Source organism: Staphylococcus sp. 17KM0847 (assembly GCF_013463155.1).
Taxonomy (GTDB): domain Bacteria; phylum Bacillota; class Bacilli; order Staphylococcales; family Staphylococcaceae; genus Staphylococcus.
Window position 1 is genome coordinate 916,581 of record NZ_CP040781.1, and the last position, 22,249, is coordinate 938,829.

17 protein-coding genes, 1 other RNA gene and 1 pseudogene are annotated in these 22,249 nt (G+C 37.1%); 17 read left to right on the top strand and 2 right to left on the bottom strand.

The genetic code is table 11. The features are described from left to right. Positions 1-77: 77 nt before the first annotated feature. The 17 genes from obgE (at position 78) to FGL66_RS04410 (ending at position 20,013) form a co-directional block, all read left to right on the top strand. On the top strand, positions 78-1,370 hold the full coding sequence (obgE, locus tag FGL66_RS04330; protein WP_180810364.1) for a GTPase ObgE: 1,293 nt from the start codon (positions 78-80) through the stop codon (positions 1,368-1,370). A gap of 24 nt (positions 1,371-1,394) precedes the next feature. Then, positions 1,395-1,838, top strand: a complete 444-nt coding sequence (locus FGL66_RS04335) for an ACT domain-containing protein (protein ID WP_180810365.1) — start codon at positions 1,395-1,397, stop codon at positions 1,836-1,838. A gap of 14 nt (positions 1,839-1,852) precedes the next feature. Further along, on the top strand, positions 1,853-2,455 hold the full coding sequence (gene ruvA / locus FGL66_RS04340) for a Holliday junction branch migration protein RuvA (protein WP_180810366.1): 603 nt from the start codon (positions 1,853-1,855) through the stop codon (positions 2,453-2,455). A gap of 10 nt (positions 2,456-2,465) precedes the next feature. Next, positions 2,466-3,464 carry a Holliday junction branch migration DNA helicase RuvB gene (gene ruvB / locus FGL66_RS04345; RefSeq protein ID WP_374757671.1) on the top strand — a complete coding sequence of 333 codons (999 nt, stop codon included), beginning with the start codon at positions 2,466-2,468 and terminating at the stop codon, positions 3,462-3,464. Between the two features lie 12 nt (positions 3,465-3,476). Further along, positions 3,477-4,502: a tRNA preQ1(34) S-adenosylmethionine ribosyltransferase-isomerase QueA gene (gene queA, locus FGL66_RS04350; RefSeq protein ID WP_180810367.1), complete on the top strand. Its 1,026-nt coding sequence runs from the start codon at positions 3,477-3,479 to the stop codon at positions 4,500-4,502. Positions 4,503-4,520: 18 nt separating this feature from the next. Then, positions 4,521-5,660 carry a tRNA guanosine(34) transglycosylase Tgt gene (gene tgt / locus FGL66_RS04355; protein WP_180810368.1) on the top strand — a complete coding sequence of 380 codons (1,140 nt, stop codon included), beginning with the start codon at positions 4,521-4,523 and terminating at the stop codon, positions 5,658-5,660. 15 nt (positions 5,661-5,675) lie between these two features. Beyond that, a complete protein-coding gene (gene yajC, locus FGL66_RS04360; protein ID WP_180810369.1) occupies positions 5,676-5,939 on the top strand; it encodes a preprotein translocase subunit YajC in 264 nt (87 codons plus the stop codon). 145 nt (positions 5,940-6,084) lie between these two features. Then, the gene (gene secDF, locus FGL66_RS04365; protein WP_180810370.1) at positions 6,085-8,364 is read left to right on the top strand and encodes a protein translocase subunit SecDF; all 2,280 of its coding nucleotides are present in this window, start codon (positions 6,085-6,087) and stop codon (positions 8,362-8,364) included. A 185-nt stretch (positions 8,365-8,549) separates the two neighbouring features. Continuing rightward, complete coding sequence (gene recJ / locus FGL66_RS04370) at positions 8,550-10,835, top strand: single-stranded-DNA-specific exonuclease RecJ (RefSeq protein ID WP_180810371.1); 2,286 nt, start codon at positions 8,550-8,552, stop codon at positions 10,833-10,835. Positions 10,836-10,845: 10 nt separating this feature from the next. Further along, complete coding sequence (locus tag FGL66_RS04375; protein ID WP_180810372.1) at positions 10,846-11,364, top strand: adenine phosphoribosyltransferase; 519 nt, start codon at positions 10,846-10,848, stop codon at positions 11,362-11,364. Positions 11,365-11,662: 298 nt separating this feature from the next. Next, the gene (locus tag FGL66_RS04380) at positions 11,663-13,852 is read left to right on the top strand and encodes a RelA/SpoT family protein (RefSeq protein ID WP_180810373.1); all 2,190 of its coding nucleotides are present in this window, start codon (positions 11,663-11,665) and stop codon (positions 13,850-13,852) included. 12 nt (positions 13,853-13,864) lie between these two features. Further along, complete coding sequence (dtd, locus tag FGL66_RS04385) at positions 13,865-14,317, top strand: D-aminoacyl-tRNA deacylase (protein ID WP_180810374.1); 453 nt, start codon at positions 13,865-13,867, stop codon at positions 14,315-14,317. Next, entirely contained in the window at positions 14,314-15,192 is an 879-nt protein-coding gene (locus FGL66_RS04390; RefSeq protein ID WP_180810375.1) for an N-acetylmuramoyl-L-alanine amidase family protein, read from the top strand. Before dtd ends, FGL66_RS04390 begins: the two co-directional genes overlap by 4 nt. A 381-nt stretch (positions 15,193-15,573) precedes the next feature. Next, positions 15,574-16,842 (top strand): histidine--tRNA ligase, encoded by a 1,269-nt coding sequence (gene hisS, locus FGL66_RS04395; RefSeq protein ID WP_180810376.1) that lies wholly within the window; start codon positions 15,574-15,576, stop codon positions 16,840-16,842. 1 nt (position 16,843) lies between these two features. Continuing rightward, on the top strand, positions 16,844-18,610 hold the full coding sequence (aspS, locus tag FGL66_RS04400) for an aspartate--tRNA ligase (RefSeq protein ID WP_180810377.1): 1,767 nt from the start codon (positions 16,844-16,846) through the stop codon (positions 18,608-18,610). A 91-nt stretch (positions 18,611-18,701) separates the two neighbouring features. Then, positions 18,702-18,894, top strand: a non-coding RNA gene (ssrS, locus tag FGL66_RS04405) — 6S RNA. A gap of 351 nt (positions 18,895-19,245) precedes the next feature. Further along, positions 19,246-20,013 (top strand): tRNA threonylcarbamoyladenosine dehydratase, encoded by a 768-nt coding sequence (locus FGL66_RS04410; RefSeq protein ID WP_180810378.1) that lies wholly within the window; start codon positions 19,246-19,248, stop codon positions 20,011-20,013. A 505-nt stretch (positions 20,014-20,518) separates the two neighbouring features. Here the strand turns inward: FGL66_RS04410 and FGL66_RS04415 are convergent. Both FGL66_RS04415 and FGL66_RS04420 read right to left on the bottom strand, forming a co-directional pair. Further along, positions 20,519-20,686: pseudogene (locus FGL66_RS04415) on the bottom strand (transposase); the annotation flags it as partial. Positions 20,687-20,980: 294 nt separating this feature from the next. Continuing rightward, the gene (locus FGL66_RS04420) at positions 20,981-22,249 is read right to left on the bottom strand and encodes a replication-associated recombination protein A (RefSeq protein ID WP_180810379.1); all 1,269 of its coding nucleotides are present in this window, start codon (positions 22,247-22,249) and stop codon (positions 20,981-20,983) included.

Sequence of the window (22,249 nt, forward strand, 5' to 3'; positions counted from 1 at the left end):
TGAATTTTTAATACTGTTTGAATGTGGACATTGTAACGAAATATGAAAATAGATAAAATGAAAAAGAGGTGAAACGCATGTTTGTCGATCAAGTTAAAATATTTTTAAAAGCTGGTGATGGCGGTAACGGTATTACGGCATATCGCCGTGAAAAATATGTTCCTTTTGGAGGACCAGCTGGAGGTGATGGCGGTCGTGGTGCATCTGTTGTTTTTGAAGTAGATGAGGGATTACGAACGTTGATGGACTTTAGATACCAACGTCATTTTAAAGCCAAAAAAGGTGAAAATGGTCAAAGTAGTAATATGCACGGTAAAAATGCACAAGATTTAGTGTTGAAAGTACCACCTGGCACAATCGTTAAAGATGCTATGACAGGGCAGACTTTGGCTGATCTTGTTGAACATGAGCAGCAAGCCGTTATTGCTAAAGGTGGACGAGGGGGGCGAGGTAACTCTCGTTTTGCAACACCTAAAAATCCAGCACCAGATTTTAGTGAAAATGGTGAACCAGGTGAAGAAATAGAAGTTATTTTAGAGTTGAAGTTACTCGCTGATGTAGGTTTGGTCGGTTTTCCAAGCGTCGGTAAGTCTACACTATTGTCTATGGTTTCTAAAGCAAAACCTAAGATTGGTGCGTATCATTTTACAACAATCCAACCTAATCTCGGTGTTGTTGTTACGCCAGATCAACGTAGCTTTGTTATGGCAGACTTGCCAGGACTTATTGAAGGGGCGTCGGAGGGTGTCGGATTAGGACATCAATTTTTACGCCATGTTGAGCGAACAAAAGTTATTGTCCATGTGATTGATATGAGTGGCATGGAAGGTCGTGATCCGTATGAAGATTATGTAACGATTAACCAAGAACTTCGCGCATATCAACAACGCTTGGAAGAACGCCCACAAATTATTGTAGCAAATAAGATGGATATGCCAGATGCAGCAGAGCAATTAGAACTTTTTAAAGGGCAACTTGATGCAGATGTACCGGTTATTCCAATTTCATCATTTACGAGAGAAAATATTGACCAATTATTATATACAATTGCTAATGTATTAGAAGAAGTTAAAGATATGGATTTTAATGCGGAAGAAGATACGCATGATATGAATCATCGCGTTCTTTATAAACATACACCATCTCAAGATAAGTTTGAAATTTCTAGAGATGATGACGGTGCTTATGTTGTAAGTGGTAACGCAATAGAAAGAATGTTTAAAATGACAGACTTTAACAGTGATCCGGCTGTACGTCGTTTTGCAAGACAAATGCGTTCAATGGGAATTGATGATGCATTACGCGAAAGAGGCGCTGAAAATGGAGATATTGTAAGAATACTGGGTGGCGAATTTGAATTTGTTGAATAATATTGAAATAAAGGGGCAAATCTTATGAAACATAAATTTTATTTAATTCGAGAAGATGTACTACCACATGTTGTAGAAAAGGTGCTAGATGTAAAAGCAGCACTTAAAGAAGACCCCTCATTAACAGTTCAAGAAGCCGTCATACAGCATGATTGTTCGCGTAGTGCTTTTTATAAATATCGCGATACGATATTTCCATTAGAAGATGTGAAAAAAGATTTAGAAGCGTTTACTATTATTTTGTTTGTCAATGATAAAGTAGGGATTCTCGCACATATTCTTGAGAAGTTATCAGCACTTAAACTCTCAGTGTTGACGATTCATCAAAGTGTACCTATTGATCAAAAGGCATCTATTACTTTATCGTTAAATGCCAGTCAAGCCGCTTTAAATGCGTATGAAATTATTAATGAGTTGCGGCAAATGGATTATGTCTATAATGTTGATATTATTGGTATGAATATGTAAGGAGAAGAATAACGATGTATGCATATATTCGTGGAATGATTACTGAGCTTCACCCTACACATATTGTCGTAGAAACAAGTTCGGGGATAGGATATGAAATTCAAACACCGAATTCATATCGTTTTCAAAGTCAATTAATGCAGCAGAGTGTAATCTATACATCATTAATTGTACGTGAAGATGCACAGTTGCTTTATGGTTTTATCAATCAAGAAGAAAAAGCAATGTTTTTAAACCTTATTAAAGTGACGGGAATAGGCCCTAAGTCAGCACTGGCTATTTTAGCTGCAAGCACACCGGTACAAGTTAAGCGAGCAATTGAAAATGAAGATGATGCTTATCTAACACAATTCCCGGGCATTGGTAAAAAGACGGCTCGCCAAATTGTATTGGATCTTAAAGGGAAAGTAACGATAACAGCAGATGAAGAAGAAGTACAACTTACTGCTGAAGGGTCATCTTATAGCCATCAAATATGTGAAGAAGCATTGTTAGCTCTAAGTGCTTTAGGTTATTCTAAACGGGAGTTACAAAAGGTGGATAAAGCAATGCAGAAACAAACATTTGATACTGTTGATGAGGCGGTAAAGTTTGGATTAAAACAACTGATATCTTAGGAGGGATTGTATGGAGCAAGATCGCATGGTGGATGGCCATGAGCATGTAACGGATCAAGATTTTGAATTGTCTTTGCGACCTGAACGTTTACGTCAATATATTGGACAAGCAGCTATTAAATCAAATTTAGAAGTCTTTATTCAAGCAGCAAAGTTACGACAAGAGCCGTTAGATCATGTACTCTTATTTGGACCTCCGGGATTAGGTAAGACGACATTGTCACATATTATCGCAAATGAAATGGATGTTAATATGCGCACTGTTTCGGGACCTTCTATCGAAAGACCGGGGGATTTAGCAGCTATTTTGACAGGCTTACAACCCGGAGATGTACTTTTTATCGATGAGATACATCGCTTGAGCAGTGTTGTTGAAGAAGTATTGTATCCTGCGATGGAAGATTTTTTCTTAGATATTATTGTTGGAAAAGGCGAAGAAGCAAGAAGTATTCGAATTGATTTACCACCATTTACTTTAGTTGGTGCAACAACCCGAGCGGGTAGCTTAACCAGTCCTCTACGTGATCGTTTTGGCGTGCATTTACGATTGGAGTATTACAGTGATGAGGATTTACAGCATATTATCACGCGTACAGCAGAAGTCCTCGGAACATCTATTGATCAAGAGAGTGCACGTGAGATTGCTAAGCGCAGTAGAGGTACACCACGTATCGCTAATCGTCTGTTGAAAAGAATACGTGATTTTCAACAAGTCAACCAAGATGATATGATTTATATTGATACGACTAAGCATGCGTTACAGTTGTTACAAGTAGATGATCAAGGATTAGATTATATCGATCATAAGATGATGGCATGTATTATTGAACAGTATAATGGAGGTCCTGTTGGCTTGGATACGATTGCAGTGTCTATCGGAGAAGAACGTGTGACGATTGAAGATGTATATGAGCCGTTTTTGATTCAAAAAGGATTTTTAGAGCGGACACCACGTGGTCGAAAAGCAACACCATTTGCATATGAACACTTTCATGATTTTAAAGAGTAAGGAGTAAACATCTTGAATATAGAAGCGTTTGATTATGATTTACCGGAGTCTTTAATTGCTCAGACCCCCTTAAAAGCAAGAGATACAAGTCGATTATTATTTTTGAATAAAACTACTGGAGACATAGAAGACTTACATTTTAAAGATATATTACGTTTTTTCCGTCCGGGTGATACACTCGTCCTAAATGATACTAAAGTGATGCCAGCTCGACTATTCGGTGTCAAAGTCGAAACGAATGCACAAGTCGAAATGCTTATGCTCACACAAATAGAAGGTAATGACTGGGAAGTATTATTAAAACCGGCGAAGCGTATTAAAGTAGGTCAATCATTGAGTTTCGGTGATGGTAAAATTATAGCAACATGTATTAAAACGTTAGAGCAAGGGGGTAGGGTGATGCGTCTAACCTATGATGGGATATTGCAAGAAAGGTTAGATGAGTTAGGTGAAATGCCACTCCCACCATATATAAAAGAGCGACTAGATGATAAGGATCGCTATCAAACTGTATATGCGAAAGAAACAGGTTCAGCTGCTGCCCCCACTGCTGGGTTACATTTTACGGATACATTATTAGAAGAAGTGCAAAATAAAGGTGTCCGCCTAGCTTTTGTTACATTACATGTAGGATTGGGGACATTTCGCCCAGTGAGTGTTGAAAATATAGATGATCATAAAATGCACAGTGAATATTATACTGTGTCACAAGAAACAGCTGATTTATTAAACCAAACACATGCAGAAGGTCATCGTATCATTTCAGTAGGCACGACAACGACGCGCACACTAGAAACGATTCGCCGTGATTATGATACTTTTGTAGCAACGAGTGGCTGGACAGATATTTTTATTTATCCGGGTTTTGAATTTAAAGCAATAGATGGCTTGATTACGAATTTTCACTTGCCTAAGTCTACACTTGTGATGCTCGTTTCTGCATTCAGTACACGTCAATATGTCTTGAACGCCTATCGACATGCTGTTCAAGAGGGGTACCGTTTTTTTAGTTTTGGTGACGCGATGATTATAATTTAGTATTAAGGAGAGAAAAGGATGCCAGCAGTTACTTATGAACATATTAAAACGTGTAAACAATCAGGTGCACGTCTTGGTATTGTTCACACACCACATGGTTCATTCGAAACGCCGATGTTTATGCCAGTTGGTACAAAAGCGACGGTTAAAACAATGAGTCCAGAAGAACTCAAAGAAATGAATACGAAAATATTATTAGGGAATACGTACCACTTATGGTTACAGCCAGGCAATGATATTGTCAAACAAGCAGGTGGTTTGCACAAGTTTATGAACTGGGATGGTCCGATTTTGACGGATTCAGGCGGTTTCCAAGTATTTAGTTTAAGCAACTTGCGTAAGATCACAGAAGAAGGTGTTGAATTTCGCCATCATACAAATGGTTCTAAATTATTTTTATCACCTGAAGATTCCATACAAATTCAAAATGATTTAGGCTCAGATATTATTATGGCATTTGATGAGTGTCCACCTATGCCAGCAGAATATAAATATGTCAAAGATTCATTGGAACGTACGACACGTTGGGCTGCACGTTGTAAGGCAGCACATCAGCGTCCAGAAGATCAAGCATTATTTGGCATTATTCAAGGCGGCGAATATAAAGATTTGCGTCAACAATCGGCAGAAGCACTTGTAGACCTTGATTTTCCGGGGTATGCTATTGGTGGCTTATCTGTGGGTGAGCCTAAGCCTGTAATGTATGAGATGGTAGAACATACTGAGCAATTTATGCCTAAAGATAAACCGCGCTATTTAATGGGCGTGGGTTCACCAGATGCATTGATTGAGTGCAGTATTCGAGGTATGGATATGTTTGATTGTGTATTACCGACACGTATTGCACGTAATGGTACTTGTATGACTTCTCAAGGACGTCTTGTTGTCAAGAATGCTAAGTTTAAAGATGATTTTAGACCTTTAGATGAAAATTGCGATTGTTATACATGTAAAAATTATACACGTGCCTATTTACGTCATTTAATTAAAGCTGATGAAACTTTTGGAATACGCCTTACTACTTATCACAATTTACATTTTCTGTTAAAATTGATGGAGGACATTAGGCAAGCTATTCGAGAGGATCGTCTTTTAGATTTTAAAGAGGACTTTTTTGAGCAATATGGTCTAAATGTTGAAAACCCTAAAAATTTTTAGATAGGAGTATGATTTATGTCTTCACTTATTAGTTTATTGCCACTAATATTATTATTTGTAGTTATGTGGTTCTTTATGATTCGCCCACAACAAAAACGTGCAAAAGAGCATCGTGAAATGGTGGAACAATTACAATCTGGTCAACGTGTTACAACAATTGGCGGTATCAAAGGAACAGTGCGTGCTGTGGATGAAACGACAGCAGTGCTTACTGTCAATGGTAAAGGTACAGAAATGACGTTTGAAAAGCAAGCGATTAAACAAGTTGACCCTTCATAATAATAGCAAACATCTATGAATGTAAATGAGAAGGGAAGGGCTGGGACAAAATGACTTGTTCCAGCCTATCTCATTGGTTTGAGTGGTCATGAAAGACGTACATCCCTATTATTAAAAATGTATGAGAAATAAATGAGGTGTTTATGTGAAAAAGATAAGTAGGTTGGTTGCCTTTTTTATATTAGTTGCATTGCTTTTTGGTGTGATGACAACAACGTATAAAAGTGTGGTCAAAGATGTAAACTTAGGGCTAGATCTTCAAGGTGGTTTTGAAGTGCTTTATCAAGTTGACCCGCTACAAAAAGGTGACAAAATAGATAATACAGCAGTAGAGTCCACGGCTAAAACATTAGAACGACGTGTCAATGTACTCGGTGTTTCTGAACCTAAAATTCAAGTGGAAGATAAAAACCGTATTCGTGTACAGTTGGCAGGTGTTAAAGATCAAAATCAAGCACGTAAAATTTTATCGTCACAAGCCAATTTAACAATTCGTGATGCAGACGATAAAGTGTTGTTAACAGGTAAAGACTTAGTACAAGGTTCTGCCAAACAAGAGTTCAAACAAAATACGAATGCACCTGCTGTTACGTTTAAATTAAAAGACAGTAAAAAGTTTGGTAAAGTCACAGAAGAAATCTCAAAAAAAGATGAAAATGTGATGGTTGTATGGTTGGATTTCAAAAAAGGTGACAGCTATCAAGATGAAAAAACAAAAGAAGATCCTAAATATATTTCAGCTGCTACTGTCGATCAACCTATTAATTCATCAAACGTTGAAATCTCTGGTGGTTTCCAAGGTGAACAAGGTATTGTAGAAGCAAAACAAATTGCAGACTTACTCAATTCAGGTTCACTCCCTGTTGATTTAAAAGAAATTTATTCAACATCTGTCGGTGCGCAATTTGGTCAAGATGCTTTAGATAAAACTATTTTTGCATCTGTATTAGGTATTGGTGTCATTTTCTTATTTATGTTGATGTTCTATCATATCCCAGGTGCGATAGCAGTGATTACACTGACAACATATATTTATTTAACCATGGTTGCTTTTAACTTTATTGGTGGTGTATTAACACTCCCTGGTTTAGCTGCACTTGTACTCGGTGTAGGGATGGCTGTTGATGCCAATATCATCATGTATGAACGTATTAAAGATGAAATTCGTATAGGACGAACGTTGAAACAAGCCTATAAAAAAGCAAATAAAAGTTCATTTATTACGATTTTAGATGCGAACTTAACAACGGTACTCGCTGCAACGGTACTCTTTTTCTTTGGTGAGAGTTCAGTTAAAGGTTTTGCAACAATGCTTTTACTCGCCATCCTAATGAGTTTCGTAACAGCCGTTTTCTTAACGCGTATTTTATTATCATTGCTTGTTCACTCAAACTTCTTCAAAAAGAAAATGTGGTTATTTGGTGTTAAACGTAAACAAATTCATGATATTAACGAAGGTTATGATGTACCAGACTTACATACACCATATGACAAAATCGACTTTATGAAGTTAGCAAAGCCATTGTTTGCATTGAGTGGCATAGTGATTATTGCAGGTGTAGTGATTCTTTCTATCTTCAAATTAAACTTAGGTATCGACTTTACTTCTGGGACACGTGCGGACTTCCAAGCAGATCAACCTTTGAAGCAAGTCCAAATTGAGAAAAAATTAGAAGATATTGACCTTAAACCTAATCAAATGTCTATTGGTGGTAATCATGATCAAAATGTTTCTATGCAATACAAACATGATTTGACTAAAGAAGAAATTGCTAAGCTCAAAGATACATTGAGCGATGAATATAAAGGCGAATTATCAGTAAATACCGTATCGCCAACTATTGGTCAAGAGTTAGCGAAAAACGCTATGATGGCTGTATTGATTGCATCCATCGGTATGATTATTTATATTACATTGCGATTTGAATGGCGAATGGGTATTTCTTCTATTATTTCGCTATTGCATGATGCTTTTATGATTATTGCTGTCTTTAGTTTGTTGCGTTTAGAAGTGGATATTACATTTATCGCAGCAGTATTAACTATTATCGGTTATTCAATCAATGATACAATTGTTACGTTTGACCGTGTGCGTGAGATGTTAACGAATATTAAAGTGATTACAAAGGCAGAACAAATCGACTATATTGTTAATAGTTCAATTCGACAAACATTAACACGTTCGATTAATACAGTATTGACTGTTGTGGTTGTGGTGGTTGCACTGTTATTATTCGGTGCATCAAGTATTTTTAATTTCTCATTAGCTTTACTCATTGGTTTATTATCAGGTGTATATTCATCAATCTTTATCGCCGTACCATTATGGGGAATGTTGAAGAAAAGAGAATTGCGTAAATCTGAAAACCATAAACTTGTTGTATACAAACGCAAACGTACAAATGAAGAGAAAGTATTAGTTTGATTTATAGAAATGAGCATGTAACAATACAATGTTGCATGCTCATTTCTATGGTTTGAGAGAACGAATATTGTTATTTGATCATATGATGAATAACTTGCTAGGCTTTATCTTACTTTAATAAGTGATACTTTTTATTTCATGTTATTTCGTATATAATACCTGTGTGTAGAAAGAGGCAGATAAATATGATACGACCAAAATATCAATGGCTTACAAGTCATAATGACCAAACAATCAGTCAGGATGTTATTCAACAATTTAATATTACGCCAATTATGCAACACATTTTGGAAGGAAAAGGGATTGTAAGTGAACATGAGATTGCACAATTGTTAGCACCTGATACGCAACATGATGTTCATTTATTAAGTGATATTTCTAAAGCTGTTACACGTATTCAGCAAGCAATCGATGAAGAGGCCCCGATTCTTGTTTACGGTGATTATGATGCAGACGGTGTCACTTCAACAACCATTATGGTAGATGCCTTACGCCGATTAGGTGCAGTTGTTGGCTGGTATATTCCAAATCGCTTTACAGAGGGATACGGTCCGAGTGAACATGCTTTTCGCAATGCTGTTGATGAAGGGGTCTCATTGATTATTACCGTTGATAACGGCATTCAAGGACATCACGAAATTGATATTGTACAGTCACTCGGGGTAGATGTTATTGTGACAGACCATCATGAAATCGGTGAAACACTTCCGAATGCATATGCGATTGTTCATCCTATGCATCCAGAATATAACTATCCATGTCGCCATTTATGTGGTGCTGGTGTGGCACTTAAAGTAGCAGAGGCGCTATTGCAACATGACATTCCTCATACCTATTGGGGGCTTGCAGCAATTGGGACAGTAGCTGACTTAGTACCACTTACAGATGAAAATCGCTTAATTGTTAAAAGAGGTTTACAATACTTAAATGAGCACAGACCCCTCTCTATTACGGCACTGCTTAAAGAGGCAAGCTATGAAGATGAGATTACAGAAGAGACAATAGGCTTTTTAATAGGACCTCGATTAAATGCAGTAGGGAGATTAGAAGATGCGCAACTTGCTGTTGAGTTGCTGATGGCAGAAGATGAAGAAGAGGCACACTTTTTAGCGGAACAAGTAGCACACTTTAATCAGGAGCGTAAAGATATCGTAAGCCAAATTGCTGAAGAAGCTTTAGCTATGGCAGAAGATTATGTCGAACGTGGGGATCGCTTTTTAGTGTTAGCCCAACGAGATTGGCATGAAGGGGTATTGGGTATTGTTGCTTCACGAATTGTTGAAACATATCACTTACCTACAATGGTATTAAATATAGATGAAAGCCAAGCACACGCAAAAGGCTCTGCTCGTAGTATTGAGCAAGTTTCAATGTTCGAGGCACTTTCTCAGCAGTCTGATTGGATCGATAAGTTCGGTGGACACCACATGGCTGCAGGTTTAACGTTATCCATTGAAAATATAGAAGTATTACGTCAAAATCTAAACAAATGGATGGATAAACAATATGAAGGTGTTTCGTTACAGCCGACACAATCTGTAGATGCTGTATTGGCCGTTGAAGATATTACTGTTGACAATATTCAAGCACTCAATCGCTTGCGTCCGTTTGGTACAGGGTTTCAAAAGCCTATTTTACAACTCAATCATATGCCAATTAAACAGGTCAAGGCGATTGGTCAACAACAAAACCATCTTAAAGTCTCTTTTGATGTACAACAAAACTTACAAGGACTATATTGGAATCAAGGTGCATTAGCTGGTGAATTGATGGTAGGTCAAACGATTGATGTCATCGGAGCGTTACAAGTTAATGAATGGAATGGCAACCGTTCAGCGCAAATGGTATTAACAGATATTGCAAGTGATGAGCGCCAAATCTTAGATTATCGCAGTAAAAGTAAAAAGTTGCCACATTTTGATGATGACGCTCAGGTTTGCTACTGCATTCACCCAAGTCGTGATAAAAAGAAAGAAAACGAGTTTTATTATGGTGAGTCAATACCCGAAATGTATGATAAATGTGTTCTACTCGACTTACCATTGACGATGGAAGACTTTAGAGCAGCATTTCAAAATTTATCAGCTTCGCAAATTTACCTCGTTTTTGCACATGAGCGTTCGATTTATTTTGAAGGTATGCCACCAAAAGCACAGTTCAAAGCATGTTATAAAGCAATATTGCAAAGAGGCAAAACCAATCTTGCACAAGAGGGTGTTGCTTTATGTCAGCATTTGAACATCAAACCGGACATGCTTAAATTTATCTTAAAAGTTTTTCTCGACTTAAATCTTATTACACAAAAAGATGGTATAATTGAAGTGGTAACACAGTCTGATAAACGTGATATTACATCAAGTCGAGTCTATCAAGCACGTTTACAGCGTATGGAAGTAGAAAAATATTTACTTTATGATGAATTTCGTGCAGTGCAAGTTGCAATCGAAAAAGAACTGTCACGTGCGAATTAGGAGGATATACATGGACTTAAAACAATATGTGTCTGAAGTACAAGACTGGCCTAAAAAAGGTGTAAGTTTTAAAGATATCACAACGATTATGGATAATGGTGAAGCGTATGGTTATGCAACCGACCAAATCGTTAAATATGCAAAAGAAAAAAATGTAGATATTGTCGTTGGTCCAGAGGCGCGAGGGTTTATTATTGGTTGCCCAGTCGCTTATGCAATGGGGATTGGCTTTGCACCCGTACGCAAAGAAGGCAAACTCCCACGAGAAGTGATTCGTTATGAATATGATTTGGAATATGGCAGTAATGTCCTGACTATGCATGCAGATGCCATTAAACCCGGACAACGTGTACTCATTACAGATGATTTATTGGCAACAGGTGGAACGATTGAAGCGGCGATTCGATTAGTGGAACAACAGGGTGGTATTGTCGCAGGTATCGCATTTATTATCGAGCTTGCTTATTTAAAAGGAATGGATAAAATTAAAGACTACGATGTGATGTGTTTGATTTCATATGACGAATAAACTACTGTCGTTGTATTGAAATATTACAATCGAAAAGATATCAGCCCTTGCTATATAGATGTAGCAAGGGTTTTTCATTGATATAAGAAATGATACATAAGTGAGAGTTGAACATATAAAGAAATTTTGAGTACTTGAAATATGTATTGTTTTTATTGTACTTATGCTATGCATGAAAAATCAGATTTTATACTTCATCTTTGAAACATGATAAGATAAAAAGATACGTCATATAGTTCAATTATGATTACGCATGTAGTATGATAGAAGTATTATTGATAACGTCGGGGGTGTCCACATGAACAACGAATATCCATATAGTGCGGATGAGGTGCTACATAAAGCTAAAACATATCTTAGTGAGGAGCAGTATGCCTATGTATTAAAAAGTTATCATATCGCATACAAAGCACATGAAGGACAATTTCGTAAAAACGGCTTGCCATATATTATGCATCCAATCCAAGTGGCAGGCATATTAACAGAGATGCATTTAGATGGACCAACGATTGTAGCGGGATTTCTACATGATGTGATAGAGGATACACCCTATACATTTAATGATGTTGCAGAGATGTTCAATGTAGAGATTGCGACAATTGTTGACGGTGTTACAAAGTTAAAAAAAGTAAAGTACCGTTCAAAAGAAGAACAACAGGCTGAAAATCATCGTAAATTATTTATTGCAATTGCAAAAGATGTACGTGTAATTCTTGTAAAGTTAGCGGATAGACTTCATAATATGCGAACATTACGTGCAATGCCACGTGAAAAACAAATTAGAATTTCTAAAGAAACATTAGAAATCTATGCACCACTTGCGCATCGTTTAGGGATTAATACAATTAAGTGGGAATTAGAAGATATTGCTTTACGTTATATTGATAATGTTCAATATTTTAGAATTGTCAATCTCATGAAGAAAAAACGAAGTGAAAGAGAAGCCTATATTGATAATGCAATCCAAAATATTCGTAAAGAAATGGATATTATGGATATTAATGGTGAGATCAATGGGCGTCCGAAACACATTTATAGCATTTACCGTAAAATGATAAAACAAAAAAAACAGTTTGATCAAATCTTTGACTTGTTAGCTGTACGTGTCATTGTTCATTCAATTAAAGATTGTTATGCCGTGTTAGGTCTTGTACATACATTATGGAAACCTATGCCTGGTCGTTTTAAAGATTATATTGCTATGCCCAAACAAAATATGTACCAGTCTTTGCATACAACGGTCGTAGGTCCTAATGGAGATCCGCTTGAAATCCAAATCCGTACCTTTGAAATGCATGAAATTGCAGAACATGGTGTCGCTGCACATTGGGCATATAAAGAGGGAAAACAAGTTACACAAGACAATGAAACATATAATAAAAAGCTGAATTGGTTAAAAGAAATTGCTGAAACAGATCATACTTCTTCAGACGCACAAGAATTTATTGAATCTTTGAAGTTTGATTTACAGAGTGACAAAGTATATGCTTTTACGCCTGCGAGTGATGTGATCGAATTACCATATGGTGCCGTACCGATTGATTTTGCATATGCGATTCATAGTGAAGTAGGAAATAAAATGATTGGTGCAAAGGTCAATGGTAAGATCGTACCGATTGATTATGTCCTTCAAACAGGCGATATTGTCGAAATTCGAACAAGTAAACATTCGTATGGTCCGAGTCGAGATTGGTTGAAAATTGTACGTTCATCAAGTGCTAAAAGTAAAATTAAGAGTTTCTTTAAAAAACAAGATCGTTCCTCAAATATTGAAAAAGGTAAGTTTATGATTGAAGCAGAATTGAAAGAACAAGGGTTCAAAGTCGATGAAGTATTGACGGAAGCGAACATTAAAATCGTTAATGAAAAATACAATTTTGCAAATGAATCCGACTTATACGCAGCGGTTGGTTTTGGTGGTGTCACTTCATTACAAATTGTAAATAAATTGACGGAACGTATTCGTATTGAAAATAAACAAAAAGCATTGAACCAAGCACAAGAAGTGACCAAATCTGTACCGATTAAAGATCACATCACGACGGATTCAGGTGTTTATGTTGAGGGGCTAGATAATGTATTAATCAAGTTGTCTAAATGCTGTAATCCGATACCAGGGGATAAGATTTTAGGATATATTACTAAAGGACATGGTATTAAAGTGCATCGAACAGACTGCCCGAATATCAAAAATGAAGATGAACGACTTATCGATGTAGAGTGGGTTAAATCTAAAAATGCAGCACAGAAATATCAAGTTGATTTAGAAGTGACTGCGTATGATCGCAATGGTTTACTCAATGAAGTTTTACAAGCTGTCAATAGCACGTCGAGTCATCTAATAAAAGTGTCAGGTAAGTCTGATATTGATAAAAATGCTGTTATTCATTTAAGTATTATGGTAAAAAATGTACATGAAGTGTTTAAAGTGGCAGATAAAATTAAACAACTCGGAGATATTTATACGGTCACACGAGTTTGGAATTAGGAGTGTCTCATTATGAAAATTGTCGTTCAACGTGTCAAATCAGCAGCTGTTACGAATGATACAATTCATAATCGTATTTCGACGGGGCTTTGCCTATTAGTCGGTGTAGCAGAAGGAGATACAACAGCAGATGTTGAAGTATTGTCTAAAAAAATTGCTAACGCACGTATTTTTGAAGATGAAACAGGAAAACTTAATTTAAACATTCAACAAATAAAAGGTGAAGTATTATCTATTTCTCAATTTACACTTTATGCTGATGTAAGAAAGGGGAATCGCCCCGGTTTTTCACGTGCGATGTCACCCGATGAAGCGAATGAATTATATGAGCAATTCAACGCTGCTTTACGCAATTTCGACTTGCAGGTCGAAACAGGAGCTTTTGGAACGGACATGTTAGTTGATATACAAAATGATGGACCTGTAACGATTATTTATGAAAGTGAAAATGGCAAAATTGTATGAGAAAGTTTGATAGATGGCTTAGAAACAAAAAAATAAATCCTAAGCGTGTATATATTGTTGCATTGTGTATTTTATTGTTATTAATGATTGCATTCGTTTTTATAGGATTGAATTCAGGAAATGATAAGAAGTTGCGTATGGTAGAAGATGCAGAAATACGTACGGGACCTAATGCTGCATATCCAGTACTTTATGAAGTGAAAAAAGGAGAAACATTTGACATTGTTTCGCGTCAAGGCAAATGGTTAGAAGTCATGTCATCTGATCACAAACGTAAGGGCTGGATTGCAGGATGGCATACGCAACTAGATATTAAAGAAGATGTCGATCCCAATGCACGCCCTTTGAAAAATAAAGTGATTGTCATTGATCCCGGTCATGGCGGTGGCGATCAAGGTGCATCAAGCCATACAGGGAAAAAAACTTTAGAAAAAGATGTCACTTTAAAAACAAGTCTAGAACTTAAAAAACGCCTTGAAAAAGAAGGGGCTAAGGTAAAGTTAACACGTAGCGATGATACATACGTCAAATTGAAGAATCGTAAGGCAACGGGTGATGTTTTTTTAAGTATTCATAACGATGCACTTGAATCTTCTGGTGCAAATGGCGCAACGGTTTATTGGTATCATGATAAACAAGAAGTATTGGCTGAAACTTTAGCTGCAACGATACAGAAAAAAACGCTATTGTCTGATAGAGGTGCAAGGCAAGAAAATTATCAAGTATTACGTCAAACGAAAAAACCAGCTGTTTTATTAGAGCTAGGCTATATTAGTAATCCAACTGATGAAGTGCTGATGAACGATCAAAACCATCGCTATATTGTTGAAACGGCAGTTGTTGATGGATTGAAATATTATTTCTTAAATCAATAGCTTGAAAAATACTATGAAAACAGTTATGATTGTAAATGAATTTTATAAATAAAACCGTATGTATTCTTGCCGGTGTATCATAAGATGTGAAGGCTGTAATCGAAAGAGAGTTTGTCCGAGGCTGCAAGACAAACCATCCGATGATATGACTCGAACACAAGAAGAGGTACTTTATGAGAATAAAGTCGTGTTGCGTATGTTATCCGCTAAAGAGTGAAGATTGTTATTTCGATAAGAACACAATCTTAATGAGGGTGGCAACACGGCATGAAGACGTCCCTTATATGTGATGAGCATATAAGGGGCGTTTTGCTATTTTAAAATAATGCTGAGTATTGAAAAGTGGTATGTCATAAATTATTCGATAGGAGAGGGATAGAGATGATTAATATTCCACGAGGGACGCAAGATATTTTACCAGAAACATCATCACAGTGGCGTTATATTGAATCGCGTTTACATGAGCTGATGGCACAGTACAATTATCAAGAAATTCGAACACCGATTTTTGAAAGTACAGAACTTTTTGCACGTGGTGTAGGAGATTCGACAGACGTCGTTCAAAAAGAAATGTATACATTTAAGGATAAGGGAGATCGTAGTATTACGTTACGCCCAGAAGGTACAGCAGCAGTTGTACGCAGTTATATTGAAAATAAAATGCAAGGTTTAGCCAATCAACCGGTAAAACTTTATTATAACGGACCTATGTTTCGTTATGAACGTAAACAAAAAGGGCGCTATCGTCAATTTAATCAATTTGGAGTAGAAGCAATTGGGGCAGAAAACCCAAGTATAGACGCAGAAGTGCTTGCAATGGTCATGCATATCTACCAATCTTTTGGTTTGAAAAACTTAAAACTTGTGATCAACAGTATTGGGGATGCAGCGTCTCGTATTGAATACCAAGAAGCTTTAAAAGCACATTTTAAGCCGGTTATTCATAATTATTGCTCAGATTGTCAAAAACGAATTGATACCAATCCGATGCGCATTTTGGATTGCAAAGTAGATAGAGACAAACCAGAAATGAAAACAGCACCAGCTATTACAGAGTATTTAAATGAAACATCAAAAGCATATTTTGAAGCAGTAAAAGCACATTTAGACCGTTTGAATATTCCGTATGTTGTAGATCCAAACCTTGTGCGAGGACTGGATTATTATACACACACGGCTTTTGAGGTGATGATGGACAGTTCTGATTATGATGGTGCGATTACGACATTATGTGGTGGCGGTCGTTATAATGGTTTGCTTGAATTATTAGATGGACCACAGCAAACAGGTATTGGTTTCGCATTGAGTATCGAACGTTTGCTGTTGGCATTAGAGGCAGAAGGTATTGAATTACCAATGCACAACCATATTGATCTCTTTATCGCAACAATGGGTCAATCAGCTGATAATTATGCAGTTGTACTTTTAAATGAATTGCGTCATGCAGGTATTAAAGCAGATAAAGATTATTTGGGTCGTAAGTTAAAAGGACAGATGAAGCAAGCTGACCGACTCGCGGCACGATATACAATCGTTATTGGAGATCAAGAGCTTGAACAACAACAAGTTGCGATTAAAAATATGACAACTGGCGAATCAGAAACGATAAAATTTGATGATATTACAAAATATATTAATGGAGGGCTATAACATGACACAACGAACGACATATTGTGGATTAGTAACAGAAGCATTTTTAGGACAAGAAGTCACATTGAAAGGATGGGTACATAATAGACGTGACCTTGGTGGATTGATTTTCATCGATGTACGCGATCGTGAAGGTTATGTACAAGTTGTATTTAACCCAGATTTTTCAGCAGATGCCTTAGCAGTTGCTGAGCGTGTACGTTCTGAGTATGTTGTAGAAGTGACAGGTACAGTCACAAAGCGGGATGAAGAAACAGTCAACCCTAAAATTAAAACAGGTCGTGTTGAAGTACAAGCCAAAACGCTAAATATTATTAACAAATCTGAAACACCACCATTTGCGATAAATGAAGAAAACATTACAGTAGATGAAAATATACGTTTAAAATATCGTTATTTAGATTTGCGACGTGAAAAGTTTGCTGAAACATTTAAAATGCGTCATCAAACAACACAAGCTATTCGACGTTACTTAGACGAGGCAGGATTTTATGATGTGGAAACACCAGTATTAACGAAGTCAACGCCAGAGGGTGCGCGTGACTATCTTGTACCATCACGTGTACATGATGGTGAGTTTTATGCATTACCACAATCACCACAGTTGTTTAAACAGTTATTAATGATTAGCGGCTTTGATAAGTATTATCAAGTTGCAAAATGCTTCCGAGATGAAGACTTGCGTGCAGATCGTCAACCTGAATTTACACAAATCGATATTGAGATGAGCTTTGTTGAGCAAGAAGATGTAATGGCTTTAGGTGAAGATATGTTAAAACGTGTTGTATCTGAAGTGAAAGGTGTTACATTAACAGATGCATTTCCACGTATGACTTACGCTGAAGCAATGGAACGTTACGGTAGTGATAAGCCAGATACACGTTTTGGTATGGAACTTATCGATGTATCTGAACTAGGCGAAACAATGGATTTCAAAGTATTTAAAGGTGCCGTTGAAAATGGAGGACAAGTCAAAGCAATCGTAGTAGAAGGTGCAGCCAAAGATTACACGCGTAAAGATATTGATGGCTTAACAGAGTTTGTGAATATTTACGGTGCAAAAGGTCTTGCATGGGTTAAAGTTGTAGAAGAAGGACTGAACGGACCGATTGCACGTTTCTTTGAAGAAGCACATGTTGAACAGTTGCAAACATTAACGGGTGCTCAAGCTGGTGATCTCGTATTATTTGTTGCAGATTCTAAAGATGTTGTTGCTCAAAGTTTAGGTGCATTGCGTAACAAACTTGGTAAAGAGCGTGGACTCATTGATCCAACAGCTTTGAACTTCTTATGGGTAACGGATTGGCCTTTATTAGAATATGACGAAGAAGCACATCGTTATGTTGCTGCACATCATCCTTTCACATCACCTAAGACAGAAGATGTTGACAAATTGGAGACAGCACCAGAGACGGCACAAGCACAAGCATACGACATTGTATTAAATGGCTATGAACTAGGTGGCGGTTCAATTCGTATTCATGATGGTGAACTACAACAAAAGATGTTCAAAGCACTTGGCTTTACTGAAGAAGCAGCAACAGAACAGTTTGGATTCTTGTTAGATGCTTTTAAATATGGTGCACCGCCACATGGTGGTATTGCACTTGGTCTGGATCGTTTGGTTATGCTACTTACAGGTCGTACAAATTTACGTGATACGATCGCATTCCCTAAAACAGCATCTGCCACAGACTTATTGACAGATGCACCGGGTACGGTATCAGAACGTCAATTAGACGAATTATCTTTACGCATTAAACATTAACGAGAAGAGGATTAAGGGCATATAAAGTGTGGAGCAGCAATGGATTATGCTTGCTTATTCTAAAGATTGTGTTAAGATAGATGTATAAGATAGTCGTCTAGGATATGCGTAAGTTCGCTTTATGTATTTTGACCTAACACTCATTGATCAGGGAGCCCAATGGGTTTTCTTGCAGCGCACACGCCTCTCAAGGAGGACGTGCTAAACAAGAAACAGGGCACCCACCTGTACTTAGCAGGCCAAAATGATCAAGCACTTTAAACTACGGTATCCACGGATTCTATCGGTACGCAAGGCATTATGCCTTGCGTATTTTTTGTGGTGAGATGGCATATGCTGTCTCACCTTTTTTGGATATATTAAATAAAAGATAAAAATAGACAAGTGGTAGATATCTAAGACCATACTGAGGCATAGAATAATGCGATATTAAAGGGATTAATGATAAGACCAAGTGAATGAAATGCGTATTGTATATTATGATTGAGAACTACAATTCAGGAAAGGCATGATGATTGTTTTTTAAGATATTAAGTTTTCTATTCATTGGTATGGATAACGTCTAAGAAATCGTATTTTATGTTAGAATAACTAAGGAGCATTATTAAACAGATCGCTAATTAAAGGAGTAAACAATGAAGCATCAATTTTCACGAAATGAACTCGCAATTGGTCAAGAAGGACTCGAGCGTCTTAAAAATACAACCGTCGCTGTTTTAGGTGTCGGAGGTGTAGGTTCTTTTGCAGCAGAAGCACTGGCACGTACGAATATTGGACATATTATATTAATTGATAAAGATGATGTCGATATTACAAATGTCAATCGTCAACTTCATGCTTTAACCACAACAATCGGTCAAAGTAAAGTGACACTCATGGAAGAGCGCATTAAGCTTATCAATCCAGATTGCAAAGTAACACCACTGCATATGTTTTATACTGAAGAAACATACGAACAATTATTTGCAGATTATGATATTGATTATATTGTTGATGCAAGTGATACAATTATTTATAAGGTGCATATAATGGAACAATGTTTAGAGCGGGGGATTGATATTATATCAAGCATGGGTGCAGCAAATAAGATAGATCCGACACGTTTTAAAATTGCAGATATTTCAAAAACGCATGTTGATCCTATTGCACGCATTATCCGTCAAAAATTAAAAAAGAAGGGGATTTATCGAGGCATACCGGTCGTGTTCTCGGATGAAAGTCCTATCGTCATTCGTGAAGATGTTAAAGCAGTAGTCGGAGATGCGCAGGGGAAAAACCGTAAAGCACAAATGCCCCCATCATCTAATGCTTTCGTACCAAGTGTTGTAGGTTTAATACTAGCAAGCTACGTCTGTAATAAAGTTGTAGAAGATATACCTGTGACACGTATTAAAGATAAATAGTTTAAATAAACAGTAGGATAGACTGCTCATTTTATAAAAAGCTTTCGTAGTCCTACATTGGCAAAGGTGACTGGATGTGAAAAAGCTTGTTAAAACACATTTTCAATTCAGTCACCTATTGTTTTTTACAGATAGTGACATCTTGATTTAGGATTATTTTTTCTATGTCTTTTTTCGGCTGTCCATCTTCTGTGGTGGATAGATCATTGAAAGTACTTCGTTTTATTTTTATGATAATTTCATATACGTAGAAATAGCTAGGCATGTCGAAGCGTATAATCTTGATGGGTTGTGCGCTTTTTCAGTACCATCGTTTCTTGATTGCTCGCTTTCCTGCAGGCCTCGCTCGAACTCATAAACGCTTTTATTTGAAGTATTTAGAAGCGTTTCTGGATTTCTCACTTCGGCTTAATCTGCAAGGAGTCTCGCAATAGAAACGATGTTTTCATGATTCTAAATACATACGACAACACAAGAAATCGTTCTAGCTATTACTACGTAACATTTAAGCAACATAACGTGTGAGTCTATCCTTGACGGGGTGTTGATACAGCTTGAAGATCAACAGTATGGGTGCTTTGAAGTTATCAAAATTTCGATAGCCATACGAGACACGTTTAATTCACTTGATTTTATTGTTGATCCCTTCAATACGATCATTATTGAATTGTGGGCAGTTCATCATTGAATGAAGTGTGCCATAAATGACTGTGGAAAGTTGCCTCGTACTTCAACATTATCTTGAACATCTACCACTTGTATATTTTGTTTTTTATTTTAAGTCATTTTAATATATCATTGTACATAGGCGCATCATGTCTCCTTTAATTTGGGTTTAGGAACTTAAAATTATAGAGACATATACACTTTTTGTATACCAAAAAAGGTGAGACAGCATATACCATCTCACCACGTCTTTTTTCTATCTTCTTGTTCGAACATAGGATTAACCTTCTCCATTTAATTCCTACTTTTTATTTTGCTGTTGTTGAATATTATCATAAATATGCTTGAATTGTTGTTCGGCTTTTGAAGTCGTTTTAGGTTGATAATATTGCTTGTTTTTGAGTGAATCAGGTAGATATTGTTGTACAACAAAACCATTGTCATAGTTGTGGGGATATTTATAGCCAATAGCGCGACCGAGTGATTGGGCGCCACTATAATGCCCATCACGTAGGTGGTCTGGAATTTGCCCAACATGACCTTGGCGAATGTCTGACAATGCTTGATCAATTGAAGTTATTGCTGAGTTTGACTTGGGGGATAGACAGAGTTCGATAACCGCTTGACTTAATGGAATACGAGCTTCTGGAAATCCTAATCGTTCTGCTGCTTCAATAGCTGCCAGTGTCCGCTGACCTGCACTTGGTGAGGCAAGACCAATGTCTTCATAGCTCATGACCAATAGGCGTCGAGCAATGGTTGGCAAATCACCTGCTTGTATAAGTCGTGCTAAATAATGCAATGCAGCATCGACATCACTGCCACGAACTGACTTTTGAAATGCACTCATGACATCATAATGCATATCACCATCTTTATCACTTAAAAAAGCCCCTCTTTGTAGGCAGTCTTCAGCATCTTGCAGCGTAATATGTGCAGGTGTTTGATTAGCGCTCAGCACAGCAAGTTCTAATGCGTTTAGTGCGCTTCTTACATCCCCTTGACTTTGTGTAGCAAAATATTCAAAAGCATCGTCCTCAATAGTGACATCATACGCTTTTAATCCTCTATCATCTTCTAATGCACGTTGTAGCGCTTGTTTAATATCTTCAGCACCAAGAGAATAAAGTTCGAAAATTTGTGCTCTTGAACGAATGGCTGGATTAATGGCATGATATGGATTAGAGGTTGTTGCTCCGATTAGAATGATTTTTCCATTTTCAAGATGTGGTAGTAAAAAATCTTGCTTTGCTTTATCTAGGCGATGAATTTCATCTAATAATAAAATCACTTGTCCTGACATTTTAGCTTCTTCAACAATCATCTGCATATCTTTTTTAGTGTTTGTCACAGCGTTGAGCTGGCGAAATTTATAGGCGGTGCTACCTGCAATCGCCTGAGCAATACTTGTTTTTCCGATGCCGGGTGGACCATAAAGTATCATAGAAGAAAGGCGTTGTGCATTAACCATACGCCGAATAATACCGGTTTTGCCGACAAGATGTTGTTGTGCGATAACTTCATCAATGTTACTTGGACGCATACGTGAAGCTAAAGGTTCAGTTGACAT

Bases quoted from the DNA above. Each gene is read 5' to 3' on its own strand.
- obgE (WP_180810364.1), top strand. From the start codon at position 78: ATGTTTGTCGATCAAGTTAAAATATTTTTAAAAGCTGGTGATGGCGGT.
- FGL66_RS04335 (WP_180810365.1), top strand. From the start codon at position 1,395: ATGAAACATAAATTTTATTTAATTCGAGAAGATGTACTACCACATGTT.
- ruvA (WP_180810366.1), top strand. From the start codon at position 1,853: ATGTATGCATATATTCGTGGAATGATTACTGAGCTTCACCCTACACAT.
- ruvB (WP_374757671.1), top strand. From the start codon at position 2,466: ATGGAGCAAGATCGCATGGTGGATGGCCATGAGCATGTAACGGATCAA.
- tgt (WP_180810368.1), top strand. From the start codon at position 4,521: ATGCCAGCAGTTACTTATGAACATATTAAAACGTGTAAACAATCAGGT.
- yajC (WP_180810369.1), top strand. From the start codon at position 5,676: ATGTCTTCACTTATTAGTTTATTGCCACTAATATTATTATTTGTAGTT.
- recJ (WP_180810371.1), top strand. From the start codon at position 8,550: ATGATACGACCAAAATATCAATGGCTTACAAGTCATAATGACCAAACA.
- FGL66_RS04375 (WP_180810372.1), top strand. From the start codon at position 10,846: ATGGACTTAAAACAATATGTGTCTGAAGTACAAGACTGGCCTAAAAAA.
- FGL66_RS04380 (WP_180810373.1), top strand. From the start codon at position 11,663: ATGAACAACGAATATCCATATAGTGCGGATGAGGTGCTACATAAAGCT.
- dtd (WP_180810374.1), top strand. From the start codon at position 13,865: ATGAAAATTGTCGTTCAACGTGTCAAATCAGCAGCTGTTACGAATGAT.
- FGL66_RS04390 (WP_180810375.1), top strand. From the start codon at position 14,314: ATGAGAAAGTTTGATAGATGGCTTAGAAACAAAAAAATAAATCCTAAG.
- hisS (WP_180810376.1), top strand. From the start codon at position 15,574: ATGATTAATATTCCACGAGGGACGCAAGATATTTTACCAGAAACATCA.
- aspS (WP_180810377.1), top strand. From the start codon at position 16,844: ATGACACAACGAACGACATATTGTGGATTAGTAACAGAAGCATTTTTA.
- FGL66_RS04410 (WP_180810378.1), top strand. From the start codon at position 19,246: ATGAAGCATCAATTTTCACGAAATGAACTCGCAATTGGTCAAGAAGGA.
- FGL66_RS04420 (WP_180810379.1), bottom strand. From the start codon at position 22,249: ATGTCAACTGAACCTTTAGCTTCACGTATGCGTCCAAGTAACATTGAT.